The following is a 16,893-nucleotide window of genomic DNA, read 5'->3' on the forward strand; positions in this document are numbered from 1 at the left end:
AATAGGTATTAAATTCATATTAAATTTTTTGAGTAGGTAAGTGTAATATGTAAGTTTTAGTAAAAAAATCTATATTAGTGATGAAAAGCTATATCAAAAATAAGTTTCAAAAGTATGGGAGAACATGGATGAAGTATGGATATGTGAGAGTAAATGATAAAAATTTAGATGAAGCAATAAAAAAATTGCAAGAGTATGGATGTAGAAAAATTTTTTATGACAAGATAGAAGGATATAATGATAAAAAAGTTAATTTAATTAGGCTAATTGATAGAATACAGAAGGATGATATAGTTGTTATAGAAAGTCTTATTCAAATCTCAGGAAAAGTAAATGAGTGTGAAAATATAATAGAAAGAATAATCTTTAAAGAGGGAAGTATTCATGTATTAGACTTAGGTATAATAAATAATTCGTGCGAAAATTCAATATTAAAAACAATTAAAGCTATAGTTAAATTAGATAAGGATCAGAAAACTGAAGTTGCAAATATAGGAAAAGAAATTGTACGAAAAAATAAAGGATATAGAGAAGGACGACCTAAAAAATATTCAGAGAAACAAATAAAAAACGCTTTAAGTTTACTAACTATATATGGAGGGAAAATGAGTTACACTGAAGTAAGTCAATTAACTAAAATAAGTAGAAGTACTTTAATTAGAGAAAGTAAGAGAGAAAGATAAATATTTAGGAGACTACCAATTTGGTAGTCTTTTTTAGTGTCAAAAACAAGTGTCAAAAACATATGTATACCTACAAAAGACATCATTGATAAAATATTAAAAAAAATGCAAAAAAATAAAATGAAATAAAATTAAAAATGTCAAATAATAATATATAGTTAAAGTTTATATTTTATTTGCAGAATGTAAATAACAATAGAGTATGTAATTTGATAATATTTTATTAAGAAGTTTTGAAGGGGGAGTCACATAATGAAGAAAAAAATAATTGCTTTACTATCATTAGTAGTAATATCAGCATTTATAGTAGTTGGATGTAGTGAAAGTGATAAAGATACTAGTGAAAGAAAGAAAACTATAAAGTTAGTTACGGGATCTATAAAGACGTTAGATTCAGTAAAAGGAAGTGATCAAATTTCCTTTAATATAATACAAAATACTCAGGAAAATTTATTGCTTTATAAAGATAATAAAATTATTCCAGGAGCTGCTGAAAGTTATAGTGTAAGTAATGATAAAAAAACATACACATTTAAATTAAGAAATAATTTAAAGTGGAGTGACGGAAAACCTATAACTTCAGAAGATTATAAATATGCATGGATGAGATTGTTAAATTCAGAGTCAGGGGGTTCGTACTCATTCTTTTTATTTGATGTAGTAAATGGAGAGGAATACTTTAATAAAGAAGTAGATGAAAATAAGGTGGGAATAGAAACACCAGATGAAAATACAATTGTAGTTAAGTTAGAAAGACCAGTAGCATACTTTACTCAAATAATAGCATTTCCAGCCTTAGCACCCCAGAGAAAAGATATAGTTGAAAAGAATGGAAGCAAGTATGGTTCAGGAGTGGATACACAAGTATATAGTGGTCCATTTATAATTTCAGAATGGCAAAAAGGTGGAAAAATAATTTTAAGTAAAAATATGAATTATTGGAATGAAAAAGATATTAAATTAGATGAAGCAAAATTTATGGAAATAAAGGAACCTAATACAGTATATAAAATGTTTGTAAGCAATCAAATTGATGTAATGGCTGGAACAGGTGAATATTTAAAACCACTAAAAGATGGAGCAACAGAAGGAAAGTGGAGTGAAATTGAAGAGACTGGATCTTCAGTATTTTATACTCAATTTAACTTGAAGTCAGAAAATAAATTAATGAGCAATAAAAATATAAGGCTAGCCCTATCTTTAGCTGTTAATAGAGAAGGACTTACAGAGAAGGTTATGAAAAGAAATATTCCAGCTTATGGAATGGTTCCAGATGGAATTAATGTTGGTGATTTTGATTATAGAAAAGAAGTACCACAACCTTTAGAAGCAGTAAAAAATGAGAATCCAAAAGATTTATTTATAAAGGGATTAAAAGAGCTTGGAATGAATGAAGATCCAAGTAAATATAAAATAAAGTATCTTTTACAAAATAGTGATGCAACAAGTAAAATGCAAGGTGAATATATGCAAAATGTTTGGAAACAAACTATAGGTGTAGATGTAGAATTAGAAAATGCAGCAGATTTTTCAGATTTCTTAAAGAAAATGGGGGATGGAGAATTTGAAATGGCAAGTGCTGGTTGGGGTGCAGATTATAATGACCCAATGACATTTTTAGATTTATTTACTCCTGAAAATGGAAGTAACTACGGTGGATATAATGATGAGAGAGTAAATAAATTACTAAAAAGTTTAGAAAATGTTACTGATAATAAAGAAAAGTTAAATATTTATAAGCAAGTAGAACAAATTGAAATGGTGGATAATCCAGCAATGGCACCAAGCTATTTTACTGAGGTTTATTCATTCCAACATAATAATGTTAAAGGATTAGAATTACCTAGATTTGGAGGTCTGTATCAGTTAAGATGGACATCAGTTTCATAAAAGGAGTGAAAAATAATGATTAAGTACTTTGGAAAAAGAATAGGGTTAATGATAATAACTTTATTTGTAGTAATTACAGCAACGTTTTTCTTAATGAATAGTATGCCTGGAAATCCAGTTAGTTCTCAAGCAAAAAAACTTCCAAAGGATGTTGCAGAAGCTATGGAAAAGAAATATGGATTAGATAAACCAATAGGTGAAAGGTATGTAATTTACTTAAAGAGTTTATTAAAAGGAAATTTAGGGGAATCTTTTGTAACACCAGGTGTTACAGTAAATGAAAAAATAAAAGAAAACTTTCCAGCATCTGCAAGGATTGGAATTGGAGCAGTATGTGTTGGATTAGTTATTGGTGTAATTTTAGGAGTAATAGCAGGTTTTAAAAAAGGTACATTTATAGATTTTGGTGTAATGCTTGTAGCAATTCTTGGAGTTTCTATTCCAAGTTTTGTACTAGCGACACTTATACAAGCTTTCTTAGGGGGAAAAGCAGGAATACCAATTGCAGGCTGGTATGATAGTGCAACACCTTTTTTAGAAAGATTTAAGTTTACTATATTACCAACTATAGCACTTTGTTTTGGAGGAATAGCTACATACTCAAGATATATGAAAACATCAGTTTTAGATGTAATAGGACAAGATTATATTCTTACAGCTAAAGCAAAAGGGCTATCATTTAAAGATATTTCATTAAAGCATATTTTAAGAAATTCAATACTACCAATAATAACAATATTAGGACCTCAAATAGCAACTATTATAACAGGTACAGTAGTTATAGAGAGAATTTTTGCAATACCTGGGATTGGAAATGCTTTAATTGATGCAATTTATACTAAAGACTATAACGTAATAATGGGACTTACAATATTTTTCTCAGCATTATTTATATTATCAATATTAATTGTAGATATTTTATATAGTTTAATTGATCCACGAATAAAATTAGGAAAATCATAGGGGGGAGAAATATATGGCTGAAATAACTAGAGATAAATTTAAGCGAATAGGAATAGATAAAAATAGAAGTGAAGAAATAAAGAGACCTAACTTAACATATTTTCAAGATGCAATGAGAAGACTTAAGAAAAATAAAGTAGCTGTAGTATCATTAGGAATATTACTATTTTTAGTGATAATGTGTATATTTCAACCAATGATTGCCGGAGACACTTATAAAGTTCAAAATTTAGATGCTATGAATCAAGGTCCTTCATGGGAGCATTGGTTTGGAACAGATAGTCTAGGAAGGGACTTATTTTCAAGAATCTGGATTGGGGGGAGAATTTCATTACTTATAGCATTTGTAGGTACATTTATTGAATGTACATTTGGAGTGCTATATGGAGGAATTAGTGGATACTTTGGAGGAAAAGTTGATGCTGTAATGATGAGAATCGTAGAGATATTAAATAGTATTCCATATTTAATAATTGTAATATTAATTGCAGTTAGACTTGGAAATGGAATAGTACCACTAATTATAGCATTAGTATTAACTGGATGGACAGGAATAGCTAGAATGGTTCGTGGTGAAGTGATGAGGCTTAAAAATTCAGAATATGTAATGGCATCAAAAGCATTAGGTGCAAGTTCTTTTAGAATAATATTAAAACATATGTTACCAAATACAATAGGAATAATAATTGTATATATTACATTTGATATTCCAAGTTATATTTTTGCAGAAGCATTTTTAAGCTTTATAGGATTAGGAATTCAACCACCAGAAACAAGCTGGGGAGCAATGGCATCAGCAGGACAGCAAGTTATGTTATTTTATCCAAGTCAACTTATTTTCCCAGCAGTAGCAATTGCATTAACAATGCTTACATTTAATCTTTTTGGAGATGGATTAAGGGATGCATTAGACCCAAGGTTAAGAAGATAGGGGGAAATTAAAATGGAAAAGTTATTAGAAGTGAAAGACTTAAATATAAATTTTAATACTTATGCTGGTGTTGTAAAAGCAGTAAGAGGTGTAAACTTTGACTTGGAAAAAGGGGAAATGCTAGCAATAGTAGGAGAGTCAGGTTCAGGAAAAAGTGTTACAGCAAAATCTTTAATGGGATTATTGCCAGAAAAGATAGTTGATATAGATAAAAGGTCAGAAATAAACTTCAATGATAAAAATATTACTAAATTATCTAATAGAGATTTAAGAAAAATTAGAGGAAAAGAAATGGGGATGATATTTCAAGATCCTATGACTTCATTAAATCCAACAATGAAATTAGGAAAGCAAGTTAGTGAGGTTTTAAAGCTTCATAAAAATATGAGTAGTAAAGAAGCTAGGGAGGAAACTATAAAACTTTTTAAGGCAGTACACATAACAAATCCAGAGCAAAGAGTAAATCAATATCCATTTGAATTATCAGGAGGAATGAGGCAAAGAGTTGTAATTGCAATGGCAATTGCATGTATGCCTAAGATTATAATTGCAGATGAACCAACTACTGCGTTAGATGTAACAATTCAAGCACAGATAATGGAACTTATAAATGAATTAAAAGAGAAAACAGAAACATCGATAATCTTAATAACTCATGATTTAGGAGTAGTTAAAGAGTTTGCAGATAGAATTAATGTTATGTATGCAGGGAAGATAATTGAAGGTGGTACTGTAGATGAGGTTTTTAAAAACTCAAAGCATCCATATACATGGGCATTATTAAAATCAATGCCTACATTAACTAGTAGCATAAAAAGTGAATTATATGCTTTAGGAGGAACACCACCAGATTTATTAGAACCTCCAGTAGGATGTCCATTCTGTGATAGGTGTGAGTATGCAATGGAGATTTGTAGAGAAGCTATGCCAGAGAAAACAGATTTAACAGATACTCATTTCACATATTGCTGGTTAACTCATGAATATGCACAAGATATAGAGTAAAAGGGGGCGGTTATTGTGTCTGAAAAAATGATAGAGGTTAAGAACTTAAAAAAATATTTTGAGGTGGGAAAAAATAAGACTTTAAAAGCGGTAGATGATATAAGTTTTTATATAAATAAAGGTGAAACATTAGGTTTAGTTGGAGAATCAGGTTGTGGTAAAACAACTTGTGGAAGAACTGTTATAGGATTATATGAAAAAACAGATGGCGAAATAATTTTAAATGGGAAGCCTTTAAAAAATAAAAAATTAAAAGATAGAAAAGAAAAATCAAGAATAGCACAAATGATATTTCAAGATCCATATGCTTCGTTAAATACTAGAATGACTGTGGGGGATATAATAGCAGAAGGTATAGATATACATAAACTTTATAAAGGAAAAGAGAGAGAAGATAGAGTATATGAACTTTTAAATTTAGTAGGATTAAATAAGAGTCATGCAGGAAGATTTCCACATGAATTCTCAGGGGGACAAAGACAAAGAATAGGAATTGCTAGAGCATTAGCTGTAGAACCACAATTTATAGTATGTGATGAGCCAATATCAGCACTAGATGTATCAATTCAAGCGCAGGTTGTAAATTTATTGATTGATTTACAAAGAAAATTAGGTTTAACGTATTTATTTATTGCACATGATTTATCTATGGTTAGACATATTTCAGATAGAGTAGGTGTGATGTATTTAGGAAATTTAATAGAAATAGCACCAAGTGAAGGATTATATAGAAATCCAAGACATCCATACTCAAAACTTTTAATGTCAGCAATTCCTACAATGGAAGATGAAAAATTAGAGAAAGTAAAAATTGAAGGTGAAGTAGGAAATCCGATGTCTGAATATAAGGGATGTAAATTTGCAAATAGATGTGAAAAATGTATGAGGGTATGTATAGAGACTATGCCAAAATTAAAAGAAGTAGAGAAAAATCATTTTGTAGCATGTCATCTGTATGATTAATAAAAAGTAAAATGCTAGTCAATTTATAATTGTACTAGCATTTTTAATTTAGATATCATTTAAATTAAAGGATAATTCAATCTTATCTATGGATGGTGTTAATTGAGTTAAAGTCACGCCAGCTGAATTAAACATTCTTTTTGAAGCTTTAACGATATCAGTATCGGCATATTTATCACTTAAATATATAACTTGCTTTATTCCACTTTGAATTATTGCTTTAGCACATTCATTACATGGGAATAATGCAACATATAATTTAGCACCGTCTAATGAAACTCCTCTATTGTTAAGTATTGCATTTACTTCAGCATGAACAACATAAGGATACTTTGTTTCTAAAAAATTTCCATCTCTTTCCCAAGAGAATTCATCATCAGAGCAACCAAAGGCAAAACCATTATAGCCAACTGATAAAACACGATTAGTTTTACTTACTATACAAGCTCCAACTTGAGTACTAGGGTCTTTACTTCTCTTTGCAGATAATAGAGCAAGCCCCATAAAATATTCGTCCCAAGAGATGAAATCAGCTCTTTTCATATAAATCACTCCTTAAAAGTATTGTAATTGTTTTTAACTTGTAAGTACATTATAATAAAAAAGAGGAAAAAGAGAAATAACTTATCAAAGTTTAAAATAGAATTAAACCATGTATAAATAGGAGGAAATTAAATTGAAAAAAATAATGACTATATTTGGAACAAGACCAGAAGCTATAAAGATGGCACCATTAGTAAAAGAACTAGAAAAAAGAGAGGGTATAGAATCATTAGTATGTGTAACGGCACAACATAGAGAAATGTTAGATCAAGTTTTAGAACATTTTGAAATTGAGCCTAATTATGATTTAAATATTATGAAAACAAAGCAAACTCTTACAGGAATAACTAATAGGGTTTTAGAAGGACTTGAAGAAGTTTTTATAAAAGAAAAGCCAGATATGATTTTAGTTCATGGTGATACAACAACAACTTTTGCAGGTGGTTTAGCTGCTTTTTATCAACAAATAAAAGTAGGGCATGTTGAAGCAGGACTTAGAACTTTTGATAAATATTTTCCATTTCCAGAAGAAATGAATAGAAAGCTTACAGGAGCACTTGCGGATATACATTTTGCACCAACAAAAGGTTCAAAAAACAATCTACTTAGAGAGGGCGTTCCAGAAAAAGATATATTTATAACAGGAAACACTGTTATTGATGCTATGGAGCATACTGTAAAAGAAAATTATACATTTGAAAATGAAGAATTAAATAAAATAGATTTTGAAAATAAAAAAGTAATAATGATAACTGCCCATAGAAGAGAAAATTGGGGAGAAGGAATAGATAATATTTGTGATGCACTTGGCAAAATAGTTGATGAAAATGAAGATGTTGAATTAGTTTACTTAGTACATTTAAATCCTGTTGTTAAAGATGTAGTTCATGCAAAACTTGGTAATAAAGAGAGAGTACATTTATTAAGTCCATTAGATACAAAAGAAACTCATAATTTAATGAATAAATGTTTTATGGTAATGACAGATTCAGGTGGATTACAAGAAGAAGCACCACACTTAGGAAAACCAGTATTAGTTTTAAGAAATGTTACTGAAAGACCAGAGGCAGTTTCTTATGGAACTGTAAAATTAGTGGGAACTGATGTTATTAAAATAACAGATGAGGCAAATGCACTAATAAGAGAAGCAAAAGCTTATGAAGAAATGAGTAAAGCTGTAAATCCATATGGAGATGGTTTAGCTTCAAAGAGAATATGTGATGCGATAGAGTTATATTTTGGAATGTCTACAAAAGAAGTCCAAGAGTATATGGAATAGTTTGTTTAAAATTTAACAAAAAAACCTTGATTATTATGGAAGTAATGGTTATAATTAAAGTATGTTAAGAGTTTAACAAAGATTAAAAATAAAAATATTTTAATTATATATTGGAGGTTTATGAAGATGAGAGATGTAGTAATAGTTAGTGCTGTAAGAACAGCACTAGGAAGCTTTGGAGGATCTTTAAAAGATGTTTCAGCAGTAGATTTAGGAGCTTTAGTTATAAAGGAGGCTGTAAACAGAGCTGGAATTAAACCGGAATTAGTAGAAGAAGTATTAATGGGAAATGTTATTCAAGCAGGTCTTGGGCAAAATACTGCTAGACAAGCAACTATAAAAGCAGGATTACCAGTAGAAACTTCAGCTATGACAATAAACAAAGTTTGTGGTTCAGGATTAAGAACAGTTAGTTTAGCAGCTCAAATGATTAAAGCTGGAGATGCTGATGTTATTGTAGCAGGTGGAATGGAAAGTATGTCACAAGCACCTTATGCTTTAAAAACAGCAAGATGGGGTCAAAGAATGGGCGATGGTAAAATGGTTGATACAATGATCAACGATGCTTTAACAGATGCATTCAATGGGTACCATATGGGAATTACAGCTGAAAACATAGCTGAAAGATGGAACTTATCAAGAGAAGAGCAAGATGCATTTGCAGTTAATTCTCAAAATAAAGCAGAAGCAGCTATAAAAGCTGGAAAATTCAAAGATGAGATAGTACCAGTTGTTATACCACAAAGAAAAGGTGAGCCAAAAATATTTGATACAGATGAATATCCAAGATTCGGTGCAACTGTTGAAGGTTTAGGAAAATTAAAACCAGCTTTTAAAAAAGATGGTACTGTAACTGCCGGTAATGCTTCAGGAATAAATGATGGAGCTGCTGCATTTGTAGTAATGAGTGCTGAAAAAGCAGAAGAATTAGGACTTAAAGTAATGGCTAAAATTACTTCATATGGTTCAAGAGGATTAGATCCAGCAATTATGGGGTATGGACCATTCTATGCAACTAAAAAAGCTTTAGAAAAAGCTAATTTAGAAATTAAAGATATAGATTTAATTGAAGCTAATGAAGCATTTGCTGCACAAAGTTTAGCTGTTGCTAGAGACTTAGAATTTGATATGGATAAAGTTAATGTAAATGGTGGAGCTATAGCTTTAGGACACCCAGTTGGAGCATCTGGAGCTAGAATTCTTGTAACATTATTACATGAAATGGAAAAAAGAGATTCTAAAAGAGGTCTTGCTACATTATGTATAGGTGGCGGACTTGGAACAGCAATAATTGTTGAAAGATAATATAAATTAAAATATTTAATATAAAGAAATGCACTGTAAATAATTTTCAGTGCATTTCTTGTCGTTTTAAGACTAGAAAAACATAATATAGTAACCAAAAATAACATAAAAGGATATACTAAATTATAAAAGATAATGTATAAAAAAAAAAGAATGTGACCATAATTAAGAGGGAAGGTGAGAAAGATATGATAAAAAAGGTAATGATGTTTCTCTTCTTAATTTTAATGATGGTTACAGTAGGCAGTACAACTACAAAATCATATTATGAGTTAGAAGGAGAAGTTAAAGATATAACAGAGTATGATTCAAACGGTGTAAGGCTTCAGTATACTTCTTTAGAGGAAATAGAGGCGGAAAAAGAACGATTAAAAGATATATATATAAAGTCTTATAAGATAATAGAACAAGATAAATTTAATTTGAAGCTTATAGGAAGGATATCTATAAATATAAATTTATCAAAGCAAAGAGGGAAGACTTATGTTAGCTTAACTACAGAGAATGAAAATGAAAAGTATTCAAGCTTAAAAATCAGAAAAGAACTTCAAAAAGCAACATCTAAAAATACTGAAAATATAAAAATATTTAGTTATTACAAAGGAAGGGTATTAGAGTCAGAAAAAGAACTAATACTAGAGAATATAAAAAATAATAATGTAGATAATCTTAAAATAGAAAATGGGTATACATGGAAGAATAAAGTAGGTAATGAAACAGTGAATTTTGGATTAATCAATTATGATACAGGCTTATATTTAATAATTGGAACTCCAGTAATATTTACAACATACTAAAAATTTTTTATGGAGGAAGGTATGGAAAGGATAATTATAAAAGAAACTAAGGAATTGAATGGAGAGGTTGAAATAAGTTCGGCTAAGAATTCAGTGTTACCAATAATAGCAGCAAGTTTACTATGTACAGAAAAAGTAACATTAAAAAATATAAAAATGTTAGAAGATGTATATGTTTTGACAGAATTAATAAAAGAATTAAATGGTGAGGTTGAATACTCAGAAATAACTAGTGAGCTTATTTTAGATTCAAAAAATATAAATCCTTTAGAAGAAGCAAATGATTTAGTTAGAAAGATGAGAGCATCTTTTTTAATTATGGGACCTATGCTTGCAAGGTTTGGAAAGTGTAAAATATCTCTTCCAGGAGGCTGTAATATCGGTAGTAGGCCAATAGAACTACATCTGAAAGGTTTTAAAGCATTAGGTGCAACAATAAAGATAGGACATGGTTTTGTTGAAGCTAGGGCTAAAAAGCTTATTGGAAATAGGGTATATTTAGATTTTCCATCAGTAGGAGCAACAGAAAATATAATTATGGCAGCAGTTCTTGCAAAGGGTACAACAATAATAGAAAATGCTGCAGACGAACCAGAAATATGGGATTTAGCAGAATTTTTAAATAAGATGGGTGCAAATATTTATGGTGCAGGAGTTAGAAAAATTATAATAAGAGGTGTAGATAGTTTAAGGGGAGTTACTCATAAACCAATATATGACAGAATAGAAGCTGGAACTTTTATGGTAGCAGCAGCGATTACAAATAGTATGATAAAAATAAATGAAGTAAATGAGGAACATTTAACTCCTATTATAGAGAAATTAAAAGAGTGTGGTGTTGTAGTTACAGAAGAGGAAAATGGAATAATAGTAGATGGAAGATATGATAAGTGTGTAGCAGATATTAAAACATTACCACATCCAGGGTTTCCAACAGATATGCAACCACAGATGATGGCACTTTTATCTACGATTAAAGGAACAAGTCTTATTACAGAAACTGTTTTTGAAAATAGATTTATGCATGTAGGTGAGTTACAAAGGATGGGAGCTAATATAAAGATTGATGGGCGTACAGCAGTCATAGAAGGAGGAGGAAGGCTTACAGGATGTTCAGTTAAGTCAACTGATTTAAGAGCAGGTGCAGCATTAATATTAGCAGGATTAGTAGCTGATGGAGAAACAGACGTTGGAGAAATTTATCATATAGATAGGGGTTATAAAAATATAGAAGAGAAGTTTAGAAAGCTTGGAGTAGATATAGAAAGAATAAAATTATAAGAAGAGGTCATCGTAAAAGATGGCCTCTTAAATATTTTTGAGAAAAGGTATAGTTACATAAAATAAAATGTGTAAGTAATAAAGTTAAAAGAAAAACATATATATAGTTTAGAGGAGATATGTTGGAGGTAGAGGCTTGAATAAAAGAGAAGTAAAAGAGAATATAATTATTATTGGAGTTACAACAGGGGTGATAATAGCTTGTTTATTGGTTCTTCCAAGATTTATATTAGGAGATAGTATAACTATAGAAGGTGCTAAGGAAGTAGTTATTAAAGAAAAAAAAGATAATCCATATATAGAGATTAAGGGAAGTGAAAATATAATTGTATATAGAACTAAGAGTGGAAAAAAAGAAAGGATAGACTTAGAAAAATATGTTATGGGAGTTTTATCAGGAGAGATGCCAATAGATTTTGAAAATGAAGCATTAAAAGCGCAAGCTATAGCAGCTAGAACATATTATATGTCAAAAAGAGAGAGTAAGTGTGAAAATGCTAAAGGAGCAGATATTTGTGATCAAATTCATTGCCAAGTGTATATGAATAAGGAAGAAAGAATGGCTCAATGGGATAAAAAAGTAGCAAAAAAGAATTATGAGAAATTAGAAAAAATAGTTAAAGAAACAGAGGGACAAGTGATAACGTATGAAAATGAAATAATAAAATATCCACAATTTTTTTCAACAAGTTCAGGAAAAACAGAAAATTCAGAGGATATTTTTGTGTCGGCAGTTCCTTATTTAAAGTCAACGGAAAGTCCAGGTGAAAGTATATCGCCTAAATATGTAGCAGAAAAGACACTTACAAATCAAGAGTTTGTAAATATAGCAAATAAAAAGTTTAATGCAAATATTAATACAAATAATATAAAAAGTAATGTGGAAATTGTAAGTAGAACGGAAGGAGGAGCTGTAGAAGAGATAAAATTTGGTAAAAGAAGTGTGAAGGGAACAGAGTTTAGAAAAGCATATGATTTAAATTCAGCAAATTTTACATTAGAATACTTTAAAGATAAAGTTAAAATTTTAATGAAAGGAAGCGGGCATGGTGTTGGAATGAGTCAATGGGGCGCGAATGTAATGGCTAAAGATGGGAAGAAGTATGAAGAAATTTTAAAACACTATTATAAAGGTATAGAAGTAAAAAAAATTATATTTAAATAATGAATAAAAGGTGATATTTGGGTTAATAATCAAATATCACCTTTTTTATTTTCAAATAATAAAATTGGGTAAAATTGATTAAATAAAATAAATTTGGACAGAATTAAAATTAGGAGGTGTTTGATTTTTATGAAAGATAAAATGACACAAATAGGAAACAAAATGAAGGAATATTTCAAGGACAAGAAGGTTACTAAAAAAGAAGGGATATATATAGCAGTTTTTGCAGGTATATGCATATCTCTTATTTCTGGAATAGTAATTTTAAAGAATGTAAACGCAAATAAAGAAAATACTCAAACTAAACCAGAGAAAGAAGTAGCGTTAGAAATACCAGAAGATAAAGAAGCAAGTAATAAGGTCATGGAAAACTCTGAAAGAGTAGAGAAAGAAAAAGAAATATCAAAAGCAGTAAATTCAAAACCAGAAGTCTCTTTTACAAAGCCAGTGGAAGGGAAATTAGTAAAGGGACATGATGACGCAATTATTTCAGAAGATGGAAAAAGAAGTGATATGTTCGGTGGTTTATCTATAAGTGCAAAATTAGGTACTGATATTAAGGCAGCAGAAGCTGGAGTGATAGAAAATGTTGAAAATAATAATGTGATGTTTGGAACTACAGTAACTATTAAGCATATAAATGGAATGAAAACAGAATATAGTAATTTAGATGCAAAGTTAAGTGTAAAAAAAGGTGACAAAGTAACGAAAGGTCAAATTATAGGAAAAGTAGGAAAGACAGCTCAAAGTCTAAGTGCTGCATTAAAATGTGATTTTATACATTTAAAAATGTATATGAATAAAGATAATAAAGATGTAGAAATAGATCCAGTAAAATATTTTTCATATAAAAAATAAAATATTAATCAGTCATTTGAATAAAGTGACTGATTAATACTAATAATAAAGGAATAATGTAAATTAAAGGAGGAAAAAATGAAAGACTATATTGAGGAAAGAGTGTTAGAGGTAGCACAATATATAATTGATTCAAAAGCAACTATAAGAAAAACAGCCAAGGTTTTTGGAGTAAGTAAAAGTACAATTCATAAGGATATGACAGAAAGATTACCCAAAATAAATCCTACAATAGCAGAGCAAACACATTCTGTGCTAGAAATTAATAAGTCTGAAAGACATATTAGAGGTGGAAAAGCTACTAAAATGAAATATAAAACTGCAGAATAATGTTGAAATAAAGCCCTATTCAATATATAATTTAAACTATAGCTAGGAAAATATTAGATAATTTTCAAGAAAAAAGAAAAGGGTGAGAATTATGTGGTTTTGGAAAAATGGAATTGATTTAGGAATAGACCTAGGAACTGCAACTGTATTAGTATATATGAAAGGTAAAGGAATAGTTCTGAAAGAACCGTCTGTTGTTGCAATTAATAAAAATACAGGTAAGATTTTAGCGGTAGGAAGAGAAGCAAGACAAATGATAGGAAGAACGCCAGGGAATATAGTAGCGGTGAGACCATTAAAAGATGGAGTTATTTCTGACTATGATGTTACTCAAAAAATGTTACAAGAACTTATAACTAAGGTATGTGGAAATAAAAGAATCACAACACCAAAAGTTATGATATGTATACCATCAATGGCTACAGAAGTTGAGAAAAGAGCTGTAATTGATGCTGCAAAAAATTCCGGTGCAAAGGAAGTACATTTAATTGAAGAACCATTAGCAGCAGCGATTGGTGCTGGGCTAGATATAACGAAGCCTAATGGATGTATGATAGTTGATATTGGTGGAGGGACTTGTGATATTGCAGTTATTTCATTAGGAGGCATTGTACTTAGAACATCAATCAAATCAGCAGGTGATAAATTTGATGAAGCAATTATTAGGTATGTAAGAAATAGACATAAATTAATGATTGGAGAGAAAACAGCAGAAGAGATTAAAGTTTCGATAGGTTCTGTTTATGAGGATTCATTTGATTCTGAAGCAATTGTTAGAGGGAGAAATATGATAACAGGCTTACCGGATCAATTAATTTTAAAATCAATTGAAATAAGAGAAGCTTTAAAAGAGCCTGTAACAGTGATTGTTGAAGGGGTAAAAGTTATCCTTGAAAAAACATCACCAGAATTGATAGTAGATATAATAGAGCAAGGAATTCTTTTAACAGGTGGAGGAGCATTAATTCATGGATTAGATAAGCTAATAGAACAGGAGACAGGATTAAATGTTCATATAGCAGAAAATTCAATTGAAGCTGTTGCAGAAGGGACTGGAATGGTTCTAGGTTATATAGATAAATTAAGTTCATCTATAAATGATGGAGAAGTTATATTAATTGATTAGAGTGCTTTTTTTAAGCACTTTTTTTTGTGAAAATTATATGCCTCAAAGGAATCCCTCAAGGCATATAATTTGAGTTAATAGCCGAAATTAATGATTTAGATATAATGGAAGCTAAATCATAAATAAAAGAAAGCCGAATAGAATTAGAAGAAAGAAAGCTTTCATAGTCATTTTTAGCAACTATTCCTATAATTGATAAATCACCAACATCTTTTAACTTTTTACCAACACCTTTTCCAGGAGAGATTGGAATATCTCGAACACAAATATCACCGACTTGACTGCTTGTCCCTAAGCAAGCATCTATTGCGATAATATAGGAAGAGGGATGAAGTTTTTTTATATTAGAAAGTGATTTATTTAAATTTAATGCATGAATAGGTGTGTGAAGAGTACCATATACAGGATAAGGAAAATTATAGTGTGTTAGTAAAGATCCTATAATGGGACCTAATGAATCACCAATAAATTTATCTGTTCCAATACAAACAATAATTAAATCTTCATTTATATGTTGTTTTAGAATTTCACTTAAATCCTTAATTGGATTTTTAGAGTCAAATGGAATAATAGATTTCAAGCTATAATCACCTCCCAATGATAATATATTCAACAAAAAAGATATATATACAGAAAATTGAACTATTGAATAAATAATTAGATTTATGGATAGTAATTATAAAGAGGTGAAAAAAATGAAGAAAATATTGGTAATAATATTATTGACTTTAACTTCTTTAACTATGTATTTTATGTTTGTTTGGGAACCGGGAAGCATGGAAAGTAATGCAGGAAATAATAGTATAGGAGAAATAGAAGAGATAGAAGGGATAGAAGAGATAGAAGAAAAGAAAAGTATTGAAAGAGAAGAAAGTAAAGCAAAAATTTTAAGCTTGAAAAAAAATATGATCCAAGATGATAAAGTAAAAGTAAATAAAAAATTAGAGACGCTTTCAACGATAGACTTAATGAAAGTGGAGGAGGCTATAAAAGAAGGTAATATAAGAGAGGCTGTGGAATTAATGAGAATAAGAATGTTAGAATCCGATTGGAAGAGTATATGTGAGATATTTGAAAAATATAAGGAAATGTAGAAAAAACATATATGTGAATAATACAAAGAAAAAAAGAGTAAAGAAGAAATATGTAGAGTTAATCTTATTAGAATAGATAAAATGGAAGTTGAAAATAATAGAGTATGAATATATACTAACTATTGTCGGTTGGCGATTTGTCACCGAAAAATGAAAAAAATAAGGTGGGGTTCCCGAGTGGCCAAAGGGGGCAGACTGTAAATCTGTTGCAACTTGCTTCGAAGGTTCGAATCCTTCTCCCACCACCATTATTCTGGTCGCATAGCTCAGCTGGGAGAGCACCTGCCTTACAAGCAGGGGGTCACAGGTTCGATCCCTGTTGTGACCACCATTAAAAATAAAATGATAAACATGCGCTGGCATGGCTCAACGGTAGAGCAGCTGACTTGTAATCAGCAGGTTGTAGGTTCGATTCCTATTGCCAGCTCCATTAGGTGGGGTTCCCGAGTGGCCAAAGGGGGCAGACTGTAAATCTGTTGCAACTTGCTTCGAAGGTTCGAATCCTTCTCCCACCACCATTTTATTTTTAGAAATTTAAAATCACTTATTTGCTGGCATGGCTCAACGGTAGAGCAGCTGACTTGTAATCAGCAGGTTGTAGGTTCGATTCCTATTGCCAGCTCCAAATAAGGTGGGGTTCCCGAGTGGCCAAAGGGGGCAGACTGTAAATCTGTTGCAAC

General features: G+C 30.2%; 17 protein-coding genes and 5 tRNA genes. 20 read left to right on the forward strand and 2 right to left on the reverse strand.

Annotated elements, in window-relative coordinates; translation table 11 throughout:
* The first annotated feature begins 128 nt into the window (after positions 1 to 128).
* The 6 genes from ACRDDY_RS14510 (at position 129) to ACRDDY_RS14535 (ending at position 6,435) form a co-directional block, all read left to right on the forward strand.
* Positions 129 to 683 carry a recombinase family protein gene (locus ACRDDY_RS14510; RefSeq protein WP_438565661.1) on the forward strand — a complete coding sequence of 185 codons (555 nt, stop codon included), beginning with the start codon at positions 129 to 131 and terminating at the stop codon, positions 681 to 683.
* A 252-nt stretch (positions 684 to 935) separates the two neighbouring features.
* Positions 936 to 2,573, forward strand: a complete 1,638-nt coding sequence (locus tag ACRDDY_RS14515; protein ID WP_438565662.1) for a peptide ABC transporter substrate-binding protein — start codon at positions 936 to 938, stop codon at positions 2,571 to 2,573.
* A 15-nt stretch (positions 2,574 to 2,588) separates the two neighbouring features.
* Entirely contained in the window at positions 2,589 to 3,536 is a 948-nt protein-coding gene (locus tag ACRDDY_RS14520) for an ABC transporter permease (protein WP_438565663.1), read from the forward strand.
* Positions 3,537 to 3,549: 13 nt separating this feature from the next.
* Positions 3,550 to 4,467, forward strand: coding sequence for an ABC transporter permease (locus ACRDDY_RS14525; protein ID WP_438565664.1), 918 nt, complete (start codon positions 3,550 to 3,552; stop codon positions 4,465 to 4,467).
* A 12-nt stretch (positions 4,468 to 4,479) separates the two neighbouring features.
* The gene (locus ACRDDY_RS14530; RefSeq protein ID WP_438565665.1) at positions 4,480 to 5,472 is read left to right on the forward strand and encodes an ABC transporter ATP-binding protein; all 993 of its coding nucleotides are present in this window, start codon (positions 4,480 to 4,482) and stop codon (positions 5,470 to 5,472) included.
* A gap of 27 nt (positions 5,473 to 5,499) precedes the next feature.
* A complete protein-coding gene (locus tag ACRDDY_RS14535; RefSeq protein WP_438565675.1) occupies positions 5,500 to 6,435 on the forward strand; it encodes an ABC transporter ATP-binding protein in 936 nt (311 codons plus the stop codon).
* A gap of 48 nt (positions 6,436 to 6,483) precedes the next feature.
* Here ACRDDY_RS14535 and ACRDDY_RS14540 read toward each other — a convergent pair whose 3' ends face one another.
* Positions 6,484 to 6,978, reverse strand: coding sequence for a deoxycytidylate deaminase (locus ACRDDY_RS14540; RefSeq protein WP_438565666.1), 495 nt, complete (start codon positions 6,976 to 6,978; stop codon positions 6,484 to 6,486).
* Positions 6,979 to 7,123: 145 nt separating this feature from the next.
* Between ACRDDY_RS14540 and wecB the strand changes: the two genes are divergently transcribed.
* The 8 genes from wecB (at position 7,124) to mreB (ending at position 15,119) form a co-directional block, all read left to right on the forward strand.
* On the forward strand, positions 7,124 to 8,257 hold the full coding sequence (gene wecB / locus ACRDDY_RS14545) for a non-hydrolyzing UDP-N-acetylglucosamine 2-epimerase (RefSeq protein ID WP_438565676.1): 1,134 nt from the start codon (positions 7,124 to 7,126) through the stop codon (positions 8,255 to 8,257).
* 126 nt (positions 8,258 to 8,383) lie between these two features.
* Positions 8,384 to 9,562, forward strand: coding sequence for an acetyl-CoA C-acetyltransferase (locus ACRDDY_RS14550; protein WP_438565667.1), 1,179 nt, complete (start codon positions 8,384 to 8,386; stop codon positions 9,560 to 9,562).
* Positions 9,563 to 9,750: 188 nt separating this feature from the next.
* Positions 9,751 to 10,359, forward strand: a complete 609-nt coding sequence (locus ACRDDY_RS14555) for a hypothetical protein (protein WP_438565668.1) — start codon at positions 9,751 to 9,753, stop codon at positions 10,357 to 10,359.
* Between the two features lie 21 nt (positions 10,360 to 10,380).
* Positions 10,381 to 11,640: a UDP-N-acetylglucosamine 1-carboxyvinyltransferase gene (murA, locus tag ACRDDY_RS14560; protein WP_438565669.1), complete on the forward strand. Its 1,260-nt coding sequence runs from the start codon at positions 10,381 to 10,383 to the stop codon at positions 11,638 to 11,640.
* A 136-nt stretch (positions 11,641 to 11,776) separates the two neighbouring features.
* On the forward strand, positions 11,777 to 12,805 hold the full coding sequence (gene spoIID, locus ACRDDY_RS14565; RefSeq protein ID WP_438565670.1) for a stage II sporulation protein D: 1,029 nt from the start codon (positions 11,777 to 11,779) through the stop codon (positions 12,803 to 12,805).
* 129 nt (positions 12,806 to 12,934) lie between these two features.
* The gene (locus tag ACRDDY_RS14570) at positions 12,935 to 13,663 is read left to right on the forward strand and encodes a peptidoglycan DD-metalloendopeptidase family protein (protein WP_438565671.1); all 729 of its coding nucleotides are present in this window, start codon (positions 12,935 to 12,937) and stop codon (positions 13,661 to 13,663) included.
* Positions 13,664 to 13,741: 78 nt separating this feature from the next.
* Positions 13,742 to 13,993, forward strand: a complete 252-nt coding sequence (gene spoIIID / locus ACRDDY_RS14575; RefSeq protein WP_438542339.1) for a sporulation transcriptional regulator SpoIIID — start codon at positions 13,742 to 13,744, stop codon at positions 13,991 to 13,993.
* A gap of 91 nt (positions 13,994 to 14,084) precedes the next feature.
* The gene (mreB, locus tag ACRDDY_RS14580) at positions 14,085 to 15,119 is read left to right on the forward strand and encodes a rod shape-determining protein MreB (protein WP_438565672.1); all 1,035 of its coding nucleotides are present in this window, start codon (positions 14,085 to 14,087) and stop codon (positions 15,117 to 15,119) included.
* Between the two features lie 55 nt (positions 15,120 to 15,174).
* On the opposite strand, the gene yyaC is transcribed toward mreB, so the two are convergent.
* Positions 15,175 to 15,699 carry a spore protease YyaC gene (gene yyaC / locus ACRDDY_RS14585; RefSeq protein WP_438565673.1) on the reverse strand — a complete coding sequence of 175 codons (525 nt, stop codon included), beginning with the start codon at positions 15,697 to 15,699 and terminating at the stop codon, positions 15,175 to 15,177.
* Positions 15,700 to 15,814: 115 nt separating this feature from the next.
* Between yyaC and ACRDDY_RS14590 the strand changes: the two genes are divergently transcribed.
* From ACRDDY_RS14590 to ACRDDY_RS14615, 6 genes are all read left to right on the forward strand, one after another.
* Entirely contained in the window at positions 15,815 to 16,213 is a 399-nt protein-coding gene (locus ACRDDY_RS14590; protein WP_438565674.1) for a hypothetical protein, read from the forward strand.
* 163 nt (positions 16,214 to 16,376) lie between these two features.
* Positions 16,377 to 16,461 (forward strand) — tRNA-Tyr (locus ACRDDY_RS14595).
* A 7-nt stretch (positions 16,462 to 16,468) separates the two neighbouring features.
* A tRNA-Val gene (locus ACRDDY_RS14600) sits at positions 16,469 to 16,544 on the forward strand.
* A 24-nt stretch (positions 16,545 to 16,568) separates the two neighbouring features.
* Positions 16,569 to 16,643 (forward strand) — tRNA-Thr (locus tag ACRDDY_RS14605).
* Between the two features lie 3 nt (positions 16,644 to 16,646).
* Positions 16,647 to 16,731 (forward strand) — tRNA-Tyr (locus ACRDDY_RS14610).
* Between the two features lie 32 nt (positions 16,732 to 16,763).
* Positions 16,764 to 16,838 (forward strand) — tRNA-Thr (locus ACRDDY_RS14615).
* Positions 16,839 to 16,893 lie beyond the last annotated feature (55 nt).

Source organism: Clostridium sp. (assembly GCF_051656525.1).
GTDB lineage: Bacteria > Bacillota > Clostridia > Clostridiales > Clostridiaceae > Clostridium.

Bases quoted from the DNA above. Each gene is read 5' to 3' on its own strand.
- ACRDDY_RS14510 (WP_438565661.1), top strand. From the start codon at position 129: ATGAAGTATGGATATGTGAGAGTAAATGATAAAAATTTAGATGAAGCA.
- ACRDDY_RS14515 (WP_438565662.1), top strand. From the start codon at position 936: ATGAAGAAAAAAATAATTGCTTTACTATCATTAGTAGTAATATCAGCA.
- ACRDDY_RS14520 (WP_438565663.1), top strand. From the start codon at position 2,589: ATGATTAAGTACTTTGGAAAAAGAATAGGGTTAATGATAATAACTTTA.
- ACRDDY_RS14525 (WP_438565664.1), top strand. From the start codon at position 3,550: ATGGCTGAAATAACTAGAGATAAATTTAAGCGAATAGGAATAGATAAA.
- ACRDDY_RS14530 (WP_438565665.1), top strand. From the start codon at position 4,480: ATGGAAAAGTTATTAGAAGTGAAAGACTTAAATATAAATTTTAATACT.
- ACRDDY_RS14535 (WP_438565675.1), top strand. From the start codon at position 5,500: ATGATAGAGGTTAAGAACTTAAAAAAATATTTTGAGGTGGGAAAAAAT.
- ACRDDY_RS14540 (WP_438565666.1), bottom strand. From the start codon at position 6,978: ATGAAAAGAGCTGATTTCATCTCTTGGGACGAATATTTTATGGGGCTT.
- wecB (WP_438565676.1), top strand. From the start codon at position 7,124: ATGACTATATTTGGAACAAGACCAGAAGCTATAAAGATGGCACCATTA.
- ACRDDY_RS14550 (WP_438565667.1), top strand. From the start codon at position 8,384: ATGAGAGATGTAGTAATAGTTAGTGCTGTAAGAACAGCACTAGGAAGC.
- ACRDDY_RS14555 (WP_438565668.1), top strand. From the start codon at position 9,751: ATGATAAAAAAGGTAATGATGTTTCTCTTCTTAATTTTAATGATGGTT.
- murA (WP_438565669.1), top strand. From the start codon at position 10,381: ATGGAAAGGATAATTATAAAAGAAACTAAGGAATTGAATGGAGAGGTT.
- ACRDDY_RS14570 (WP_438565671.1), top strand. From the start codon at position 12,935: ATGAAAGATAAAATGACACAAATAGGAAACAAAATGAAGGAATATTTC.
- spoIIID (WP_438542339.1), top strand. From the start codon at position 13,742: ATGAAAGACTATATTGAGGAAAGAGTGTTAGAGGTAGCACAATATATA.
- mreB (WP_438565672.1), top strand. From the start codon at position 14,085: ATGTGGTTTTGGAAAAATGGAATTGATTTAGGAATAGACCTAGGAACT.
- ACRDDY_RS14590 (WP_438565674.1), top strand. From the start codon at position 15,815: ATGAAGAAAATATTGGTAATAATATTATTGACTTTAACTTCTTTAACT.